The sequence below is a fragment of the Psychrobacter pocilloporae genome, assembly GCF_029872915.1.
GTDB lineage: Bacteria > Pseudomonadota > Gammaproteobacteria > Pseudomonadales > Moraxellaceae > Psychrobacter > Psychrobacter pacificensis.
In genome coordinates this window covers 859734-879930 of sequence record NZ_PGFT01000001.1, presented here as the reverse complement: position 1 = coordinate 879930, position 20197 = coordinate 859734, and the positions used below count along the sequence as shown (strand labels likewise).

At 45.2% G+C, this 20197-nt stretch carries 15 protein-coding genes; 7 read left to right on the top strand and 8 right to left on the bottom strand.

The window, feature by feature from the left end; genetic code table 11:
• Positions 1–97 precede the first annotated feature (97 nt).
• On the bottom strand, positions 98–1252 hold the full coding sequence (locus CUR83_RS03930; protein ID WP_071003229.1) for an NAD(P) transhydrogenase subunit alpha: 1155 nt from the start codon (positions 1250–1252) through the stop codon (positions 98–100).
• A gap of 478 nt (positions 1253–1730) precedes the next feature.
• Here CUR83_RS03930 and yaaA point away from each other — a divergent pair, with 478 nt between their 5' ends.
• Positions 1731–2543 carry a peroxide stress protein YaaA gene (yaaA, locus tag CUR83_RS03925; RefSeq protein WP_223334803.1) on the top strand — a complete coding sequence of 271 codons (813 nt, stop codon included), beginning with the start codon at positions 1731–1733 and terminating at the stop codon, positions 2541–2543.
• A gap of 210 nt (positions 2544–2753) precedes the next feature.
• Here yaaA and groL read toward each other — a convergent pair whose 3' ends face one another.
• Both groL and groES read right to left on the bottom strand, forming a co-directional pair.
• A complete protein-coding gene (gene groL, locus CUR83_RS03920; protein ID WP_284719110.1) occupies positions 2754–4394 on the bottom strand; it encodes a chaperonin GroEL in 1641 nt (546 codons plus the stop codon).
• Positions 4395–4493: 99 nt separating this feature from the next.
• Positions 4494–4784, bottom strand: a complete 291-nt coding sequence (groES, locus tag CUR83_RS03915) for a co-chaperone GroES (protein ID WP_284719109.1) — start codon at positions 4782–4784, stop codon at positions 4494–4496.
• A gap of 457 nt (positions 4785–5241) precedes the next feature.
• Here groES and CUR83_RS03910 point away from each other — a divergent pair, with 457 nt between their 5' ends.
• Entirely contained in the window at positions 5242–5997 is a 756-nt protein-coding gene (locus CUR83_RS03910) for a DUF3108 domain-containing protein (protein WP_284719807.1), read from the top strand.
• A gap of 112 nt (positions 5998–6109) precedes the next feature.
• Here CUR83_RS03910 and CUR83_RS03905 read toward each other — a convergent pair whose 3' ends face one another.
• Together CUR83_RS03905 and wrbA are read right to left on the bottom strand one after the other, a co-directional pair.
• On the bottom strand, positions 6110–6562 hold the full coding sequence (locus tag CUR83_RS03905) for a hypothetical protein (RefSeq protein ID WP_223334802.1): 453 nt from the start codon (positions 6560–6562) through the stop codon (positions 6110–6112).
• Between the two features lie 127 nt (positions 6563–6689).
• On the bottom strand, positions 6690–7307 hold the full coding sequence (gene wrbA, locus CUR83_RS03900; protein WP_075106955.1) for an NAD(P)H:quinone oxidoreductase: 618 nt from the start codon (positions 7305–7307) through the stop codon (positions 6690–6692).
• Between the two features lie 288 nt (positions 7308–7595).
• Between wrbA and CUR83_RS03895 the strand changes: the two genes are divergently transcribed.
• From CUR83_RS03895 to CUR83_RS03880, 4 genes are all read left to right on the top strand, one after another.
• Positions 7596–9167, top strand: coding sequence for a YihY/virulence factor BrkB family protein (locus CUR83_RS03895; RefSeq protein WP_284719108.1), 1572 nt, complete (start codon positions 7596–7598; stop codon positions 9165–9167).
• A 166-nt stretch (positions 9168–9333) separates the two neighbouring features.
• A complete protein-coding gene (locus CUR83_RS03890) occupies positions 9334–12195 on the top strand; it encodes a M66 family metalloprotease (protein WP_284719806.1) in 2862 nt (953 codons plus the stop codon).
• 546 nt (positions 12196–12741) lie between these two features.
• Positions 12742–14373 carry a DUF2254 domain-containing protein gene (locus tag CUR83_RS03885; protein WP_284719107.1) on the top strand — a complete coding sequence of 544 codons (1632 nt, stop codon included), beginning with the start codon at positions 12742–12744 and terminating at the stop codon, positions 14371–14373.
• Positions 14374–14511: 138 nt separating this feature from the next.
• On the top strand, positions 14512–15786 hold the full coding sequence (locus tag CUR83_RS03880; RefSeq protein WP_277077833.1) for a cation:proton antiporter: 1275 nt from the start codon (positions 14512–14514) through the stop codon (positions 15784–15786).
• Between the two features lie 88 nt (positions 15787–15874).
• On the opposite strand, the gene CUR83_RS03875 is transcribed toward CUR83_RS03880, so the two are convergent.
• The 3 genes from CUR83_RS03875 to CUR83_RS03865 all read right to left on the bottom strand — a co-directional run bounded on the left by CUR83_RS03875 (position 15875) and on the right by CUR83_RS03865 (position 18760).
• Entirely contained in the window at positions 15875–16360 is a 486-nt protein-coding gene (locus CUR83_RS03875; RefSeq protein WP_227517148.1) for a DUF2127 domain-containing protein, read from the bottom strand.
• A 56-nt stretch (positions 16361–16416) separates the two neighbouring features.
• The gene (locus CUR83_RS03870) at positions 16417–17511 is read right to left on the bottom strand and encodes a dihydroorotase (protein WP_071003776.1); all 1095 of its coding nucleotides are present in this window, start codon (positions 17509–17511) and stop codon (positions 16417–16419) included.
• A 175-nt stretch (positions 17512–17686) separates the two neighbouring features.
• Positions 17687–18760 carry an aspartate carbamoyltransferase catalytic subunit gene (locus tag CUR83_RS03865; protein ID WP_071003207.1) on the bottom strand — a complete coding sequence of 358 codons (1074 nt, stop codon included), beginning with the start codon at positions 18758–18760 and terminating at the stop codon, positions 17687–17689.
• A 385-nt stretch (positions 18761–19145) separates the two neighbouring features.
• Between CUR83_RS03865 and CUR83_RS03860 the strand changes: the two genes are divergently transcribed.
• A complete protein-coding gene (locus tag CUR83_RS03860) occupies positions 19146–20129 on the top strand; it encodes a class 1 fructose-bisphosphatase (protein ID WP_240365359.1) in 984 nt (327 codons plus the stop codon).
• The last annotated feature ends 68 nt before the right edge of the window (positions 20130–20197 follow it).

Here is a 20197-nt window from a genome sequence, read left to right as displayed (position 1 = left end):
GGCTGCACCGGCAGGCGCTGCCGCTAAAATGGTGGCGATCATCTCATCCTCCTAAAAATTTATTCGTGTCTGGCAAATGTATGGCGACCAGCAAGGGCTAGCGTTTGGCCAAGCGCACTTGGTTGTCGTGGGTCACTGCCAGTGCACCCTGAATCTCATCTTCCATATCTAAGTTAAGCGAAAGGTCGTTTGCTGCTGCATCGTCGCCAGCAGGTGCAATCAAAGTCGTGATAAAGTTAACCAAGTTATTGGCGTATAGATCTGACGACTGTGCGGCTAGCATAGATGGGATATTGGCGGCACCAACGATACGTACGCCGCTTTCTGTGGTGATGGTCTCATTTGGCACACTGCCTTCGACGTTACCACCGGTACCAGCAGCCATATCGATCAGGACAGAACCTGCTTTCATTTTGGCAAGGGTTGCCGCGTGCACTAGACGCGGGGCATTACGCCCAGGAATCTGTGCTGTGGTAATGACAATGTCAGCATTGCTGAGTGCCTTGTCGACGACTGCAGCTTGGTCTTTGATATATTGTTCTGATGGCGTCCACGCATAGCCGCCCGTCGCTTTGGCTTTTTGTGCTTCGTCGTCACTCATCGGCACATCCAGCCATTTACCACCAAGTGATTCGACCTGCTCTTTTGCCGCAGGACGCAAATCACTCGCTTCTACAACCGCGCCTAGACGCTTTGCCGTTGCAATCGCTTGCAGACCTGCCACGCCTACGCCCAAAATAACCACTTTGGCTGGCTTGACTGTACCCGCAGATGTCATAAACATAGGAAAAGGACGTGAATATTCGTTAGCCGCCAGCAATACCGCTTTATAACCAGCAAGGTTAGCCTGCGATGACAATACGTCCATGTTTTGCGCACGTGATAATGTGCGCGGTAATAACTCCATTGCAAAAGCCGTCGCACCTTTGGCTGCATAAGTGTCAAGCTGAGTGTTGCGATACGGGTCTAGCATACCGACGACGATTTGGCCTGCACTCAAATGCTCTGCCACTTCGGCGGGCAAGTCGTGAATGGTGGTAATAATTTGAGACTGGGCAATCACCTCGGCGCTGCTGCTGGCAATGTCGGCTCCTGCCGCCTGATACAACGCATCAGCATAATACGCTGCTTGGCCTGCACCTGACTGAATGACGACTTCAAACCCAAGCTTGCGCAATTTTTTGACTGCGTCTGGGGTTAGTGCGACACGGCTTTCACTCGCGATATCTGCACTGATTACACCGATTTTCATATCGTCTCCTTACTTATATAGAATGACTTACCCTTGATACCCTCAACGCATTTTCAAAAGCATAGGGGACAAAAATCCTTAACCATGACTTATCCAATATCATAAATAAAGACTATCAATTTAATAAATGATGTATTGTTTACCATCATGCCTTTTTATTATAGAGACATAATCTGCCAACTTTCATTGTCTAATGATGACCAACAAGTAAGATAAAAAGTTAGGTATTGATACCATCTGCATAACTTTTGTTGTTATATTAAAGTTTTTTATTTTTTCAAAAAACCTCTACCCCTTATATAACAAGGTCTCGCTTCGATAGAAGCTAACTATATGGACATTTACGCATTGCCATATCCCCTTAAAAAAAACATAAAACACTCAAGGTCAAGTCAAGTTAAACCCGCAGCTGTCGTATAATAAGAATGCTTGACACCTGAACAGGTCGGTCATTGATTCACGATAATAAGGACTCACCATGTATTTTTTACTCTCTCCTGCCAAATCTTTGAATGAAACAGACGCTATACCAGTGAACTTGGGCAACTACTATAGTCAGCCTGAACTGATCGCGCACTCACAGTCACTCATGAAAGTATTGAAGTCCAAAGAGCCCGTTGATCTGCAAGAGTTGATGGGCATCTCTGATGATCTTGCGCAACTCAATGCCACGCGCAATCAACAATGGCATTGGAGCGAAGATAAGCCGTTTACTGATGATGAGTCTGGTAATGCAGCAAAGCCGGCGGGCTACTTGTTCGACGGTGATGTTTATACCGGTCTTGATATGTATCACATGGATAAAGAAACCGCTGTCTATGTCAATGAACATCTGGGTATTTTGTCAGGTCTTTATGGGGTATTAAAACCGTTGGACTTGATTCAGCCTTATCGTTTAGAGATGGGTACAAAGCTAAAAAACGCGCGCGGTGATAATCTTTATGAGTTTTGGGGAGAAGAAATAACTGACGTTATCAATGCTCGTATGGCAGATAGTGAGGACAAGGTCTTGATCAATCTGGCGTCGAACGAGTATTTTAAAGCGGTGAAAAAGAAAGCACTGAAGGCGGATATCATCACGCCACGGTTCGAAGACGAAAAAAATGGTCAATATAAAGTCATTAGCTTTTATGCCAAAAAAGCACGCGGACTGATGGTCAAGTATGCAGCAGACAATAAGCTGACCAGTGCTGAGCAGCTAAAAGGCTTTAACTTAGCGGGTTATTATTATTGTAAAGAGGCGTCTGATGATAAGACGTGGACATTTCGTCGTGATGAGGCAGATGCCTAATCTTTTAGCCAAAACATACTTATCTTGCATAAAAAAACCCCCGATAAGCTTAGCCTATCGGGGGTTTTATTTGGACTAGATTTCACAGGTACGTGATATTATTCATACTTTCAGCGAAAAGCGATTTATCAAGGAAGACGAGCGAAAATAGTACTTATTGTACATTGAGCGTGTCTGACAAAGACAAACCGCTTTGCAGCGACAGTAAAATTACATCATGCCGCCCATACCACCCATACCACCAGCAGCGCCCATACCTGCCATTGCGTCTTCTTTCTCTGGTATGTCAGTGATCATGGCTTCAGTCGTTAGCATGAGACCTGCTACTGACGCTGCATTCTCTAGCGCTGAGCGTGATACTTTTGCTGGATCAAGGATACCCATCTCAAGCATATCGCCGTACTCACCAGAGGCAGCATTGTAGCCGTAGTTGCCCGTGCCGTTTTTCACTGCGTTAACCACCACTGATGCTTCTTCGCCAGCGTTGGTAACGATTTGACGTAATGGTGCTTCCATCGCGCGGCGTAGGATGTTGATACCAGCGTCTTGGTCGTCGTTGTCGCCTTTTAGCTCAGACAATGCATTCAACGCACGAACTAATGCAACGCCGCCGCCAGGTACAACGCCTTCTTCAACCGCAGCACGAGTGGCATGTAGCGCATCGTCAACACGGTCTTTCTTCTCTTTCATTTCAGTTTCAGTCGCTGCGCCAACTTTGATTACTGCTACGCCGCCTGCCAGTTTCGCAACGCGCTCTTGTAGCTTTTCTTTATCGTAATCAGAAGTAGACTCTGCGATCTGACGGTTGATAGACTCAACACGGTTTTCGATGTCAGCTTTGTTACCAGCGCCATCAACGATCACAGTGTTTTCTTTACCAACAGTGACTTTTTTCGCAGTACCCAATTGCTCAAGGGTCGCCGTCTCTAGGCTTAGGCCAATCTCTTCAGAGATTACCGTGCCGCCCGTTAGCGTTGCGATGTCTTCTAGCATGGCTTTACGACGATCGCCAAAACCTGGTGCTTTAACCGCACAAGTTTTTAAGCCGCCACGCATGTTGTTTACAACTAGAGTTGCCAACGCTTCGTTTTCTACGTCTTCAGCGATGATTAGCAATGGCTTGCTTTGCTGCATGACTTGCTCAAGTAATGGCACGATCTCACGGATATTGCTGATTTTTTTGTCAACCAATAGGATATATGGGTTTTCAAATTCAGCAGTCAAGCTGTCTTGCTTGTTGGCAAAGTACGGGCTGATATAACCACGGTCAAACTGCATACCTTCGACAACTTCTAGGGTATCTTCGAAGCTTGACCCTTCTTCAACGGTGATAACGCCTTGCTTACCCACTTTTTGCATCGCTTGCGAGATCAATTCACCGATTTTGGTGTCTGAGTTTGCAGAGATAGAACCGACTTGCGCGATGGCTTTTTCATCATCAGCAGGCGTTGATAGGTTATGGATTTCTTGCACAGCTGCGCGAACGGCTTTGTCGATACCGCGCTTAAGATCCATCGGGTTCATACCAGCGGCCACTGACTTCATGCCTTCTTGCAAGATTGACTGAGCCAATACGGTCGCAGTCGTTGTACCATCACCAGCGACATCGTTTGTGCGGCTAGCAACTTCACGAACGAGCTGAGCACCCATGTTTTCAAATTTGTTTTCTAGCTCGATTTCTTTGGCAACGGATACACCATCTTTAGTGATGGTTGGCGCGCCAAATGACTTATCGATAACCACGTTGCGGCCTTTAGGGCCTAGGGTGACACGTACTGCATTTGCTAAAACGTTGACGCCGTCCATCATTTGTTTACGGGCATCTATGCCGAATTTTACGTCTTTTGCCATGGTAAATTACTCCATTATTATAAGTATGAGAATACAATTGAATGATTTGAGTTATTTTTATCAAAAATCAATGTCAGAAAGATGCTGAGTATAAAAGGATTAACCTTCTAGCACGCCCAATACATCAGACTCTTTCATAATCAACAATTCTTCACCGTCAACCTTCACCGTTTGACCAGCATATTGACCGAACAAGACTTTGTCGCCAACTTTTACATCCAACGCGCGAGTTTCGCCGTTGTCACGAACTTGGCCATTACCAACTGCAAGGATTTCACCTTGTGATGGTTTTTCTTGAGCAGAACCCGGCAATAAAATACCACCAGCAGTTTTTGTCTCTTCTTCTATGCGGCGGACGACGATACGGTCATGTAAAGGACGAATATTCATCGATATGACTCCAAAAATTGGTTGTTTGAATAAAGGGTTTATTTGAATTAATAGTCTCAATAACAGTATCTATAAGAGTTGCCATTCAATCATAGCAATCTAAAGATACGCTTTGAGCTTGTAACAAAAAGTGGGGGCAAGATAGGTTGGCTTCAAGTGTAAAGCCCAAAAATTTACAAGATTATTCTGACGGAATTTGATAGAGATGAGGCTTAATAGAGGCCATACGTTTTATTTACCCTCTATTGCTGGCTTTACAGCACGTTACCCTCGATGGCCGTATCAGATGTTATAGCAACATTCGCTACAATCGTCACACGTGCCGGTCGATTGTTACTCTTGAAAATGTAACAGAGTATGACCATTATAAGCGTTGTGAACATAATAAGAATGACGATAGATGCTGCTATATCAGCATCTTATTAACTACTAAGAGGTATCTATGAGTTTTTTATCAATGCATAATAAATCACTGCCCAACGCTTCTAATAATACGAAACGCAGTCCATCTAAATTTTTATCTGCCTTAATCACAGGTATCAGTATTTCTACCATTGGAGCCTTGAGTATGACCGCACCCACACTTGCCAGCGCAAAGACTGTTCAGCCATCAACGGCCAACTATAGTTTTACCGTTGAAGACAAATACAAAGGAACCGCGACTCGTACGTTAAACAAATCCGGCAATACTTGGAAATACAACGTTAAGGCTCGCGTCGCCGGGGTAGCTAGTGCCTCGCAAAACAGTACGTTTACCCTCAATGGTAATAATGTCATTCCAACCCAAGCCAGCACCACTTATAAGCTATTAGGATTGGGTCGTACCCACAAACTAAACTTTAACCCAAATAGCAAAAAGGTGACCAGCAACTATAAAGGCAAGACCACAACGCTGAGTATGCCGCAGCAAGCTTTTGATGATTTGAGTCTTGAGGTGCAAATTCGTCAAGATCTGTTAAATGGTAAGTTCACTGGCAATTACTACATGGCAAAAAAAGACAAAATCGAAAAGACCCCATTTAAAAAATCTGGCAGCACCAAAATTACCGTTCCAGCCGGTACCTTTGATACCGTGCGTGTCGACCGTATTCATGACGACAATGACCGCTCAACCAGTTTTTGGTTAGCGCCGAGCTTGGATTATTTGCCCATAAAAGTCAGTCAGATCAATGATGGTAAGAAGATGGATTTGGAATTGACCAAGGTTAACTAATCCAAGTATGTAAACAGAAGCGTTGAAAAGTAATACTGCAACAAAAAAGCGGCGTCCTATTTGGAACGCCGCTTTTTTATATCTTAAGATTAATGACTATTATTACAGCCTACTAATGAGAACGCGGTTTTTTAACAACATTATTCATCGACGGCAAGCGTTTTAGCAAAATAAAGAGCCAGACATTAATAGCAAGTAACAGTACAAAGTCGGTCAAGTACACTGCTATCTCAGCCCAACTACTGCCATACGCGCGCGTAAACAGCACCACGCCACTTGCGCCCAAATATACTAGAGTAAACATACTACCGACCAATAACGCATAAGGCGAGCGCCCGCGCACGATCCATGGCGTCAGTATAAAAGCTGGCAAAAGCCATAGTGCTTGCCAGGCGATACCGCCCACAATATCAGGGCTGCTTGGATTAAAAATACTGATAAAAATAGGCAGTCCCATTAATCTATAAACCAGCCAAATCAGCCAAGTGACCATCAAGCGCTGCGCAATAGGTGCGATAGGCTTGGTAACTTTAGGAGACTTACTGTTAGAGTGGTTTGTAGCCATTAGAGATTTTTACTTCCTAAATGAATAGCATAGATATATCGCTATTAGCGATTAATAATCAGTATTTGAGTGCAAAGAGTGTTTAAGTATCAAGCTTGAGCTATAACACCGGTTACATGAGACTCGATTAGCGACCCCAGTTTGCTTGTGCTAAAGCAGTAGCGGTGATTGCCAAGCGGCGACCTTGTGCAATACCTAGGTCACGCTCGTCTGCCGATACTGGCTGATCATGCGCCGCACCACTGACATGACTGGCACCATAAGGCGTCCCGCCGCGATGCGTCCGATTTAATGCAGGCTCAGCATACGGTACCCCAACGATGACCATCCCGTGATGCATCAATGGTAACATCATCGTCAGCAATGTGGACTCTTGGCCACCATGCATAGAGCCTGTCGCTGTAAATACCGAGGCTGGCTTATTTTGTAGGTTTCCCGCCAGCCAGAGCGTGACCGTATTGTCCCAAAAATACTTCATGGGCGCGGCCATATTGCCAAAGTGCGTCGGGCTACCCAATGCCAGACCGCTACAGTCTTTTAGATCATCCATCGTACAATACAAGTCACCTTCATCAGGTATTGCAGGCTTGCTCAATGTGGTTTCAGGTGCCACCGTCGGGACAGTACGAATACGTGCGGTCATGCCAGCATCTTCGATCCCTTGAGCGATAGCATATGCCAATGTCTTTGTCGTGCCATAATTTGAATAATAAAGCACCAAAACGTAAGGGTTGGCCTGACTCATTAACCGTCCTTCCTCATAAAATCATTGATAGTATTATTTATATATCATTATTTATCGATCAATAACGATACCGCCCGCGATAGGCGATGCGATGATGTGCTCATTATGCCCCAGTCATTCACCGACATGCAAACCAGCTGACGACTATTTTACGACCACTTACGCCAGCCACGCCTACTTGATGCCTTATCAAATAGCCGCTGTGCATTTTGACACAATTAAACCGCAGATGTGAGCAGCGCATGTTTGTTACACTATTGTCACTCTTACTTTTGCTAACTGGTCGACATGGAAAAATTCTCACAAAAACTGCCATTTCTACAACAACGCTGGTTTCAATTCTTGCGATTTTTGGTTCGACATTTTTTTGAAGACAACTGTCAGCAAAAAGCAGCATCGCTAACCTACACAACTATGCTGTCGATCGTGCCTGTATTGACCGTTTTGCTCATGATATTGTCCTCTGTACCGGCACTGGCATCCGTCAGAGCGCAGATATACGAGGTCATTTATAGCAACTTGTTACCCCAATCGAGCATGCAAGTCAGTGAGTATATCAATGACTTCGCCGAAAAATCATCGAACCTTACCATCATCGGCGCCATGGTGCTATTTTTTACCACCATCATGACCTTGACCACCATTGAGCGTGCCTTTAATCAAATCTGGCGAGTGGAGAGCCGCTCAGGTGGCATAAAGAGTCTGCTGCGCTATTGGACAATTGTGACCTTAGGGCCTATGGTGCTGGGTACGGCGTTTATCGCTTCAAGCACGGTACAAAGCTTGAGTTTTTTAAATCGCCAAATAGCAGGCTACGGGATCGATTGGGGGTTTTGGGTACAGGCCGTATCGATTGGTATCACTGTCGCAGGTTTTATTGGCATGTATTGGTTCATTCCTAAGGCGCGTGTGCCCGCAAAAAATGCAGCCATCGCTGGGGTCTTTGTGACGATTATCTTTGAGCTGATGAAGCATCTGTTTGGCACAGTGATGGCAAACTTTACCAGCTACGAGGCCATTTACGGAGCTTTTGCCGCCTTGCCTATCTTTTTGTTATGGATATACCTGTCTTGGAATTTGATTTTGTTAGGCGTTGAGATCAGCTATACCTTAACCATTTTTGAGACCGAAGAAGTCTACCCGCGCCATCCCCTACTTAGCTTGCTGGACATGCTGAACTTGGTATATACCCATCATTTAAAAGGTGAGGCCGTCAGCGAACAAGCGCTGCGCAATGTGTTGGGACGCAAAGAGCTACCCAAATGGTACACCTATATCAACTACCTCCAAGACAGTAACCTCATCACCATGACCGAAGATGAGGACTATGTACTCAAAAAAGACTTGAGCAAGATGACATTGTGGGATTTTTATCGCACCTTGCCTTATCCATTGCCTATTAAGGATGAGCTTGATGAGATGAGGCTAGAAGACCAAAAACCTTGGCTCAGCTTACTGGTAGATCGTTTTGAGCACACAGAAGCCTATGCCAAGCAGCAGCTAGATTTGCCGTTGAATGTAATCTTTACCAACGCCGAACCGCGCAAAAACCCTGATGATAAAGGCACGAATAAAAACACCCAACACCCTTTATTTAAAAAACCTGAATTTAGAAAAACATCGCAAGCCGCTCCTAACAGCTTAGCTCGACAGTCAACTGATACAACAGCGACACCGCACTTTGATCCAGCCGCTTATGACAAGGACAGTAAGGTTGAGTGTGATGCACATGATAATGAAATCATCATTCCTATAGACCCAAAAACGCCGCCGTCTCCACAAACCAGCAGATGGGGACACAAAAGCACAATCATCACCGAAGCGGACAACCCTAAACACGGCTCTAGCAATAAAAATTAGTTTGCTAAAGTAGATAAAAGAAAGCTGATTGGAAACAAGAAAACAAATGTAGTACAGTTTATTAATATAGCTGTTATATTCCCAGCAACACCTTTGTTGGGGTATTCTTTTGACACATAACACACCATTTCCATTAAAAACCATAAGTATCGGCATCATCTCTATAATGCTATCTGCATGCGGTGAAGGTAGTGATGATAATACACAGCCTGCATCATCTGATAAGCCGCCTGTAGTGGTTCCACCTGATATAAGTGAGCCACTGACACCGCTGGAGCCAAGTACGCCAATCAAGCCTAGCGAACCATTAACACCGCTGGAACCAAGCACGCCGATCAAATATCCAGAACCACAAAAAGACCGTGCTGATTATTATCAATTAGGCTTCTTTGACTATGACGGTGCCGGTGAAACACGAGAGATCCGTTCTGACTTGACTGGCTCTTTTCAAGCTATGATTCAGTTTGGGCAGAATCATACGGTAGATCCTCAAGGCAACGAAGCAAAAAACATGCCACGCCTAACTGCAGAAAAAGAGGCGTTATTACTGGTTACGCCTACGCTTGAGATGGGAGCAGTCAATCAACTGGTTGCTGAGATTTATCAAGATGGTCTGCTATTACGCAGGGTCAATTTAGACGACCCGACCCAAATCCCACCATCTGACCAAAACAACAGCGATGATAGACCACGGGTCGCCTATAGTAAGCGCGCTTGGTCAACCAAACTCAACTGGGATGAAGTACAAAGCGGCCTTAAGATTCGTATTGTCGATGAACAAAATCGTAGCGGTGAATTATTAGAGAATAAAATAGACTTTGCGGCGCCAGGTGAGCTGGTCTTAACCAATATTCGTCTTGGTCTTTTGAGCCCAGTGACTGTAAACAACAATGGTCATTATATGCTGCTACAGCCAGAAAAGGCGGGCGCAGATTATTTCCAGACCATTCCAGCAGCAAAGATGACCGTCGCTAAATACGATGACGTCGTGCTTGATCGGGTGATGGTAGCGAACGGTACTATTTATGATACGGCTTCAGGTAGCAGCTCAGATGGCAGCGTATACAGCGGTGATATGCGCGAAAACACAGGCAAATCAACCTTTGGCGTCGGTATTAACCTTGCCAACTGGGGCGTCACTAGCGCATCGATGTTAAGCCAAGAGCAGCCGCAGCTCACCCAAAATGTCAATGCACACCATGCCCGTGGCAAATACGCCAACGGTACATTCAACCACGGCTTAAGCGGTGGCAATGGTATGCTGACTTTGATTGACTCGGTCGGTAATGAGTTTAGTCATGAAATTGGCCATCATTATGGATTGGGGCATTATCCAGGTAAAGTTGGTGATAAAAAATTCTGGTCAGAGCACCATGCCGATAGTGGTTGGGGTTACATGCCCCTTAGACATAGAATGCGGGGTAACTTTGAATGGTGGCGAAAAGATGTCGGTGCCGGCACTGAAGACTCACCTACTTTCTTAGGTCAATACGGCTATGGTCGTGACGCTATGTCTGGTGGCTCTAATAACAGTGACATCTCGCGCTATACTCATTACACCGGCTATAGTACAAAAACCAAAATCCAGCCAGCATTTGATCGTTATATGTTTGCCAGTGACTCACCGACTGGCTATAAAAAATGGGATGCTGAGCGTCAAAGAATGCAGATCGCACAACCAAAAGTACCACGATCTAATAATGTTTGGTACAACAGCGCCGATGGCAACTATTTAAGACCGCGTTTGCAAGGCGTGCCTGTTTATACTATTTTAAGCGGTTATGACCCTGTCACCCAAAAGGGTATTATCTATCCAGCAGCTCGTGGTAACTGGGGTAACGTCTTTGACTTACCGGCGGCGAGTAGTTCAGCTGACGTCGCTAGCTGCTGGCTGACCGTTACTTACAGTAACAACATGGTCAATAACATTGCCCTTGCCCCTCATCGCATGAATGGCAATAGCAATGCCAATAAATTTCACGTCAATTTAGCGATTTCTGAAAACCCTAACAAAGTCGATTTGTATTGTAAAAAAGCCAACGAAGCACAGGTGTTATTATCATCAACCGCTATTGGCCCCTATAGCGATATCATTAAGCCAGCCGTTACCTTTGGTAAAGAGCATGGCTTTAGCGCCTTAAGAAAAATCGAATTACCACTATTAGCGCAGCAACTTATCGATCAATCGGCCAACCCGACTATCAATTTGGACGCCGAGGGTGAGCTGATATACCACTCTTATAAAGATGATCGTGATGCGCTCAGTCAAGCATTCAGCCCGCTTGCCTTTCAGGTACTCGAGCGTTATGAGCAGCAACAACAGACCATGCATCGCCTAAATCGTTGGGTCAATGTGTATCGTGATGATTTAATCGAGGGCGGGCCGGAGGTCATCACTGCCTTTCATAAGTTTGTCAACGAATTAGAACTGCAAGATGATCAGCCTCTAGCAAATGTCAGCCCACTCATGAATGGTAACAACTGTCTTAAGGTTGAAACATTAAAAGATGGTAAGCTCAATGCTTTTATCAGCGGACCCAGTGCTTGCACAGGAGATGACTCTGAGCAATGGATTCAAGACAGCAAAGGTCGTATCCACAATAAAATGGCACTAGATCAGTGCCTAATGCCGCAAGGTGGCAATGTCATTAACCTAGCCCCTTGTGATGATCAAGCAAGCTTGCAAGTTTGGCAAATGGATGTATCCGCCAACGCCATCAAGCAAGGCAATCAATGCTTTGACTTAGAAAATGGCTATATGAGTAATAATCGCGCTCGACTCATTCGCTATAGCTGTACAGGTGGTGGCAACCAAAGATGGACGATGCTCACGCAAAACTCGAGTTTGATATTATCTAGCGCTGGCGAAAATCTACCGCTGATAATAGAGAGTATGCAAAAACAAGCAGTGACGACAGACACCATGCAAATGCAGTTGGCAAGCACCAATAGTAATCATCAGCAACCCTCTACACTAGCAAAAGTAAGCAACGCGATAAGTACTTGGTTTTATAGTCTCATCAGCTAATTGAAAATACCTAATAATGATAGAAATAAGTTCCTATGATAGGGGCTTATTTTTACTAAATTTTTCATCGTTATTAGGGCGTGTTGAACATTCAACCATGGCACTGACAGAGACTATTTTTTAGACGATTCGAAGGTAAAAATAGTAAGCTTAGTCGCTCTAAGCGTCTATTTTTACCAATGAAGCGGCAAAAAAGAGTCCTGTCCCCTGCTTTTATCGTTGGGGCTGATGCTAAAATTGCCCTATACTGCGTTACAAATCTAGCTAAGGCATCTGCATTATCGTCGCTTTGCGCCTTGTCTGGAACAATTTTGGCGATCAGCAGTGCCTATTTGTGAATGTTCAACACGCCCTATTTATATGATAAGGTAATAAATAGTCAAAAGATTACTCCAGCGTTACGCTTAAATTCATCACCATTTTATTTTGAACCGGCTATAGGGCGTAGACGCAGCAAGCAAGGACAATGAATCGCTGTAGGACGTTACCTGTTTTAAAATAGATTCACTATATAAGATCTCGTCAGTCATTTTTGGAGCGCAAATATTGGACAAACACCCTGAAAATGGCTTTTTTAAGCGACTACTCTTATTTTCAGTGCAGAGAATGAAGGCGTTTTCGCAGCTTTGGTCGTTACAGACATTAGCTGACCTGCCCGATCGTTTAAGAAACTTGTGGCAGGAGTTGATCGGCTCTTATTGGTTTATTCCAACTGCTTGCGTCATCGCCGGCATCTTACTGGCGCCGGTATTGGTGACGATAGATCAGCACTTTGATCGTGAAACGGTCCGAGAGATCTCTTTTGCGTTTACAGGTGATGACGATGCGGCACGCGCTATCATGACCGCTATTGCTGGTGCGGTGTTGGGCGTGGCTGGTACGACGTTCTCAATTACGATTGCCGTCCTTTCGATGGCCTCCTCCCAGTTTGGCCCACGGCTATTACGCAACTTTTTGACAGACACTCCGAACCAGTTTGTCTTAGGGGCGTTTATTGGTACCTTTAGCTATAGCTTGCTGGTGCTCAAGTCGATTCATAAGTATGATGTGGCCTTTGGCGTACCGCAACTGGCGGTGACCTTTGGGATTATCATGGCGATCATCTGTGCGCTGTTGCTGGTGTATTTTGTACAACATATGGTACATGCCATTCAAGCCTCGCACGTCATCCAAAATGCCAGCAACGATGCGATTAATAATATTTATTCTTGGTACAGCGATCGATGCGACATCCAGCATCAACGTGATGCTGAACATCATGATGTCGAGCAGTTTCATAACTGGCCTGCCATGCCTATCTACTCACCAAGTTCAGGCTATCTACAGCAAATCTACCTTGAGTCATTGATTGCGCTGTCACAAGACTACGGCGGTGTGGTACAGATGCATGTCAATCTTGGTGGGTATATTACTGACAAAAACGTCATTGGGCATTTTTATCAACGTCCGACAGACCATCCCAATAATCGGCAAAAAACCGCAACGCCGCAGTTGGCCGTGGTGCCACGTGCCCCTGATGGTATGTTTTGGCAGCGCTTTGCCGGTTGTATTCGTATCGAGCAGCGACTGGCACACTCCAATGATATCGCCTATAGTCTGGGGCAGATGACCGAGATTGCGGTGCGCGCCCTCTCACCTGGTATCAATGACCCAAAAACAGCCGTCAACTGCGTACAGTCTTTGACAAGTTGCTTAAGTATTATGATGCGGCGCCAGCCCCCAAGTCCCTATCATTTTTATATACCTGCCGAGCACCGTGACAAACCGCCGTATACCGCCATACCAAAACAAGTGGTGGCGCAGCAGCGCGTGGCTATCTTGGCCGTGGTGACTTATACGCCCAAAATATCAGAATTCATCAATACCTCACTTGGAGAGATTCGGCGCTATGCCGCAGCTGATGCCATGGTCCTAAAGGCGCTGTGTCAAGCGATGGTCAATCTCAACTATGCCTGTATCAATCAAGCACAGCAGCAGAGCTTGCTGCATGAGCTACATCTGATTAAGCGAGCTGGAGAAGAAAACTTAAACTACCAAGAACTGATAGATGACCTTGTCGCCATGTGTGAGCAAGCCAAGCAGTTTATTCTTGATGAAGACGCACAGCATCAACATTTTAATTATGTCAGCGAATTTGCTGCCAATATCCGTGAAGCACTACAGTCACAGTCGAGTTAGTAATATGACAATTGGATCGCATAGCATATTGGTAATACACAGTCCCTATCATTTCAATATTTATAGCTCAAAATCTTTACGTAACTCTCATAAGTCATAGGCTTAGGGTTAATTTTATATTCATACGAGATCTGCTTTATGGCATCTGCAACCAGCCTAACCATACTTGAAATCAGCGCCATATTTTTATCGATTACGGCCTCACTGACCTATGTCAATCATCGCTTTATCGGTCTGCCCACGACCATTGGCGTCATGGTCATCTCGATTGTCCTATCTATCGGTGCGATTTTTTTGGGATTTTTGGGGTTTGATCAGCTCATTGATTATGAAGTCAGTCTATTAGAGCAGCTTGATTTTACCGAGGTGCTATTGGACGGTATGCTCTCGATGTTGCTATTTGCAGGTGCCTTGCATGTCAATATTGGTGATTTGAGGCGCTATAAACTGCCTATCGGTATCCTAGCTGGACTCGGTACTATCGTATCAGCCATGCTCATTGCCACCGCTGTTTATTTTATGCTGCCTATATTCGGTTTTGGACTACCGTTTCTTTGGTGCCTACTTTTTGGAGCACTCATCTCCCCTACTGATCCCATTGCCGTCATGGGGATTCTTGCATCAGCAGGCGCGCCAAAAAGCATTGAGACTGTCATCGCTGGTGAGTCATTGTTTAACGACGGTATCGGCGTTGTGATTTTCGTTCTATTACTGGGGATTTTATCTAGTGGCGATATTCCAACCATTAACTATGTGGCGCATACATTGGCGGTCGAAGCTGGCGGCGGTGTCATCTTTGGATTGGTACTCGGGGCGATTTTGTACTATTTGCTAAAGAGCATCGATAGTTATCAAGAAGAAGTACTTTTGACATTAGCAGGCGTTATAGGTGGCTATGCGCTTGCTAGTCATTGGCATTTGTCAGGGCCGCTTGCGATGGTGATGATGGGACTGATGGTTGGTAACCGCGGGCGGGCGCTTGCGATGAGTGATCAGACGCGTCATTACATTGATCTGTTTTGGGAGCTGATTGATGAAATCTTAAATGCTATTTTATTCGTCCTTATCGGTCTAGAAGTAGTGATGATTGCTTATTCAGGCAATTTATTTATTGCAGGTGGTCTAACTATTGTTATTGCTCTAGTAGCTCGTTTTATCGTGGTTGGGATGACGACCAAGACCTTTCATCGCCAGCTTGATTTGCCCACTGGTGCATGGAAAGTACTAACATGGGGTGGATTGCGCGGCGGTATCTCAGTCGCTTTAGTATTACAGCTACCCATCGGTACCGAGCGCGATATTTTATTGGCACTCACTTATGCGGTAGTGATATTTTCTATCTTGGTACAGGGCCTCAGTGTTGGCAGAGTCGCCAAGAGCATTCGTAAGGATAAAGAAATAACAGAGGCATAAACCACAAATACAGCACGTATAAAAAAGCCAGCCTGAGACATGATGTCTTAGGATGGCTTTGGCTGGCTTTTTTGAGCAGTTTCAATGGTTATATCAAACCCTTTCTTTTCATATTACGATAAACCACGATGATAATAAGCAGATTAGAAACCAATATTCCCAGTTTAAACCAATCAAATGGACTGGTTATCAGATAATAAACCTCTATAGGAATAAAGACACCATAGCCCAGCACACCAAACCAATACGCCCATGTCTTATCGCGCCATAATCCATAGGCTTCTAGGAAGCGCAAACTGGCATAAGCAAATATCAACAATAAAAACACTGGCCAGTTTTTGCTGGCCTGTTGGGCAATACTTACTACACTGTCGATTTGCGGTGCAAGTAGGTGGCCAAAGGTATGGCGCCAAGAGCCAGTCGCGGTCGTCAGCCAATGCTCAAGATCGGTATGCCACGACCACAATGCACCTGCACCTAATAATGCCCCCACACCTTTGACGACTTCATAGATGGCCACTGCTTTGATAGACTCACTGGCTGTGCTGTGCGTTTTTTCTAGAGGGTCAATCATTTTCACCCCCTTTATCCTTCGAGGATAGCGGTAGACTATCATCCTGTCGAGGCAAATTAGCCAAAGAACGTCTCCACAACACGTCCTTGCAACTGCTGATTAAAAAATGGTGTGTTTTTACCATTCGATAGCATAGATTGCGCAGTCACTTGCCACTCAAAATTCGGGTCAACCAATACCGCGCCGCCGATCGCTTCATACTGCTCATGAATACCCGCAATCTTTGCCGGATTAAGACAGATTTTATCAACCAGCTCTGAGAGTGTTAGTACCTCATCATTGACCAGCTGACAGGCTAGCGCCATAAAAGTATCAAAATTCGAGATACCTGGCGTACTCTCAGCAAATGGCGCTTTTTTCGCCGTACTGTTCAGTGGCTCGTGATGACTACAGATGGCATCGATAGTGCCATCTTTTAAGCCACGGCGGATTGCCTGCTGGTCGGTATTACTACGTAGCGGTGGCAAGACATATGCCTGAGCATTAAAGCCTTCAAGATTGTCATCAGTTAAATACAGCTGATGCATCGCAACATCACACGTAACAGGCAAGCCTTTATCTTTTGCCCAGCGCATGAGCTCAATCGAAGACTTGCAAGACAGCTGGCTGAAGTGAGCGGCTATCCCCGTCTCTTCAACCATCAACAGCTGCTTAGACAGTGCAACCGTTTCCGCAATCCAAGGAATCCCTTGTAAACCATGATAAGAGGCGATATAACCCTCATGCGCCACGCCATCTCCAGACAGACTTGGCTCATCAGGATAAAAGAATACTTTCATACCAAAAGTCGCCGCGTACTCTAGTGTTCTTAGCAATACTAAGTCATTGCGAAAAGGTCTACGCGCATTGGATACTGCGATACAGCCGCCCTTTTTAAGCCCTGCAATATTAGACGGTCGTTCGCCCTCTAACCCTGTGGTCAATGCGCCCAAAATATGCAAGTAAATACCGCCATCATTCAAGGCGCGCTCACGCAAGCCCTTTAAGAGGGAGCCATTTTCTAAAATAGGATTGGTGTCAGGTGGCGTGACTACATGCAAAAACCCGTTACCACGAGCTGCCCTACCTTCTGATTCCAGTGTACCGTGTTGCTGTTGGCCCGGCTCACGTAGGCGTGCGCACAGATCGACCAATGGTGGTAATAGCCACATCTCATGTTCAGCATCAAGCGTAGACAATTTTTCTTTGGCAGTTTGTGACAGCGTGTCTTTGAACGCTTTTGGTAAATGGTCAAAGATGGGTGCATCCGTATTAAGCATGGTAGACATAACGTTATTACCGTATCAATAAAATGAAATAAATGAGAATAAGTCGCGCGGCAAGCTGTTACTTGCCAGCCGCTTGATGAGCACGTTGACCTTCCATCGCAAGCGACAAGACCGCCATTCGTATGGCAATACCGTTATTTACCTGCTTTAAGATCACCGATTGCGCGCCATCAGCCACACTAGAGGCAATCTCAACACCGCGGTTCATTGGCCCTGGATGCATAACTAGCGCATCAGGCTTGGCCAATGCCACTCGCTCTGGCGTGATCCCATAATGCTTATAGTATTCACTTGACGATGCCAATAGCGGCGAACCGATACGCTCATTTTGTATTCTTAATCCCATAATCACATCACAATCAGTGACACACTCATCCATATTTTCATATACTTTTACGCCAAAACGCTCAATACCTTTCGGCAATAAAGTACGCGGCGCACACACACGGATATCTGTCACACCTAGGGTTTGCAAGGCGCTAATATCAGAACGGGCGACGCGTGAGTGCTTAATATCACCAACGATTGCGATAGAAAGCTCTTCAAATGGGCGCGGTGCCTCACGGTGAATGGTCAACATGTCGAGCATTCCCTGAGTAGGATGCGCATGCCAGCCATCACCACCATTGATGATAGCAATATCAGGGGTCACTTCTGTCGCCATAAAATGCGCGGCACCTGATGCTGAATGTCGAACTACAAAAATATCTGCGGTCATCGCCTGTAGATTCCACAAGGTATCGCGTAGACTCTCGCCTTTTTTGGTACTAGAGCGTTCGATATCGATATTGAGTACATTAGCACCCAAGCGTTTTTCTGCTACTTCAAAAGTCGTCCGGGTACGAGTCGATGGTTCAAAGAACAAATTCATGACCGTATAGCCATCTAACTCAGGACGATTGATGAGCTGCCCGTTTTCATCAAAGAAAGTCTCTGCTTTTGCGATAATAGCTTTGAGCTGTGCTTTATTAAGACCTTCAACACCCAAGAAATGCCTGATACTGCCATCGGTGTTGAGCTGCGGACGACTCAATGAGGTATTGAGTCTTTGATGAATTGTATTGGGATCAAATTTTGCATAATCAGTCGGTGAGACTGGTTGGGTAGCGCTACTATCGAGAGAATTTGACATAATGGCGAGTCTTTATTGTGGGTTTATATGAGTCTGTCGTAATCGCTTATTCATCTTTGTTCAATCATTTAGCACCGATAGGCACAGAGACGAGGACATTTTGACGCTTATTTGCTACAATTTACCGTAGTCAAACTCGACCAAAAACCGCCTCAGCAGACAATCAGAAAGCGTAAATAGACATGCTATATTCTCATAGAGAATAATTCTGACAAATCTATAAATGAATAACAATAGATATAGTGTAGCCGATTTTGTGGTCAGGACAAAGATACCGTATAAGCTATTTAAAAATTCACCCCTTTAAGGTGTGCCAAATGCCGTCTATGACCTGACTCTAAGACCATCCATTTTTTACTTTCCATACCCTCTATTAGGAAGCGTTATGACGACCTTAGCAGATTATCTAAACCAACATGCCTCTAGTCCTGCACTCAACGACGTAATTACCACGGTCACTAATGTTGGTAAAACCATCTCACAACTACTTAGAAAAGGTGCTCTGGCAGATATTTTAGGCGAGGCTGGCAATCAAAACGTCCAAGGCGAAGATCAGAAAAAACTAGATGTACTGGCCAATGACTTACTGCTAGATGCATTGGCAAAGAATACCCATTGTGCCGGCGTTGCATCAGAAGAGCTTGATGATGCCACCCCTGCTAATGACGATGGCAGTCTATTGGTTTTGTTTGACCCACTAGATGGCTCATCAAATATTGATATCAATATGGCAGTAGGTACGATTTTTTCTGTTCTGCCGTACGAGCGTCAAGGTCAAACCAGTGAAAACAGCGACTATCTACAGGCAGGTAACAAACAGCTAGCAGCAGGGTACTTGTTATATGGCACCTCTACGGTACTGGCGTTGACCATCGCAGATAAGGTCGTGATGTTTAGCCTAGATCCAGAAACTGAAGACTATGTGCTAATAGAAGACAACGTGCAAATCGATGCCGATACGAGTGAATATGCGATCAATAGCTCAAATTATCGCTACTGGCGCGCACCGATGCAACAGTACATCGATGAGTTAATCGCTGGCGAGACAGGCGTACGTGAACGCGATTTCAATACGCGTTGGGTCGCCGCTATGGTTGGTGACGTCCATCGTATCTTATGCCGCGGTGGTCTCTTCACTTATCCGTTTGATACCAAATACGCGCATAAAGCAGGTAAACTACGCTTGATGTATGAAGCCAATCCAATGAGCTTATTGATTGAACGCGCGGGTGGCGGTGCGACAGACGCTGTCAATCGCATCTTAGATATCGAGCCCACTGACATTCATCAGCGTGTTCCTGTGGTGCTCGGTAGCAAAAACGAAGTCAATTATGTTAGAGACTTACACGTCAATTATTCTGAGCAGTAATTGATATAAGTACTTTCTAAAAATAACCAGCTTACAGCGAGATTATAAGCTCGATGCTGGTTATCCCT

Excerpts from the sequence above, each read along its gene's own strand:
- groES (WP_284719109.1), bottom strand. The coding sequence starts at position 4,784 with ATGAATATTCGTCCTTTACATGACCGTATCGTCGTCCGCCGCATAGAA.
- CUR83_RS03860 (WP_240365359.1), top strand. The coding sequence starts at position 19,146 with ATGACGACCTTAGCAGATTATCTAAACCAACATGCCTCTAGTCCTGCA.
- CUR83_RS03895 (WP_284719108.1), top strand. The coding sequence starts at position 7,596 with ATGGAAAAATTCTCACAAAAACTGCCATTTCTACAACAACGCTGGTTT.
- CUR83_RS03930 (WP_071003229.1), bottom strand. The coding sequence starts at position 1,252 with ATGAAAATCGGTGTAATCAGTGCAGATATCGCGAGTGAAAGCCGTGTC.
- CUR83_RS03870 (WP_071003776.1), bottom strand. The coding sequence starts at position 17,511 with ATGTGGCTATTACCACCATTGGTCGATCTGTGCGCACGCCTACGTGAG.
- yaaA (WP_223334803.1), top strand. The coding sequence starts at position 1,731 with ATGTATTTTTTACTCTCTCCTGCCAAATCTTTGAATGAAACAGACGCT.
- groL (WP_284719110.1), bottom strand. The coding sequence starts at position 4,394 with ATGGCAAAAGACGTAAAATTCGGCATAGATGCCCGTAAACAAATGATG.
- CUR83_RS03875 (WP_227517148.1), bottom strand. The coding sequence starts at position 16,360 with ATGATTGACCCTCTAGAAAAAACGCACAGCACAGCCAGTGAGTCTATC.
- CUR83_RS03890 (WP_284719806.1), top strand. The coding sequence starts at position 9,334 with ATGCTATCTGCATGCGGTGAAGGTAGTGATGATAATACACAGCCTGCA.
- CUR83_RS03865 (WP_071003207.1), bottom strand. The coding sequence starts at position 18,760 with ATGTCAAATTCTCTCGATAGTAGCGCTACCCAACCAGTCTCACCGACT.
- CUR83_RS03905 (WP_223334802.1), bottom strand. The coding sequence starts at position 6,562 with ATGGCTACAAACCACTCTAACAGTAAGTCTCCTAAAGTTACCAAGCCT.
- CUR83_RS03880 (WP_277077833.1), top strand. The coding sequence starts at position 14,512 with ATGGCATCTGCAACCAGCCTAACCATACTTGAAATCAGCGCCATATTT.
- wrbA (WP_075106955.1), bottom strand. The coding sequence starts at position 7,307 with ATGAGTCAGGCCAACCCTTACGTTTTGGTGCTTTATTATTCAAATTAT.
- CUR83_RS03910 (WP_284719807.1), top strand. The coding sequence starts at position 5,242 with ATGCATAATAAATCACTGCCCAACGCTTCTAATAATACGAAACGCAGT.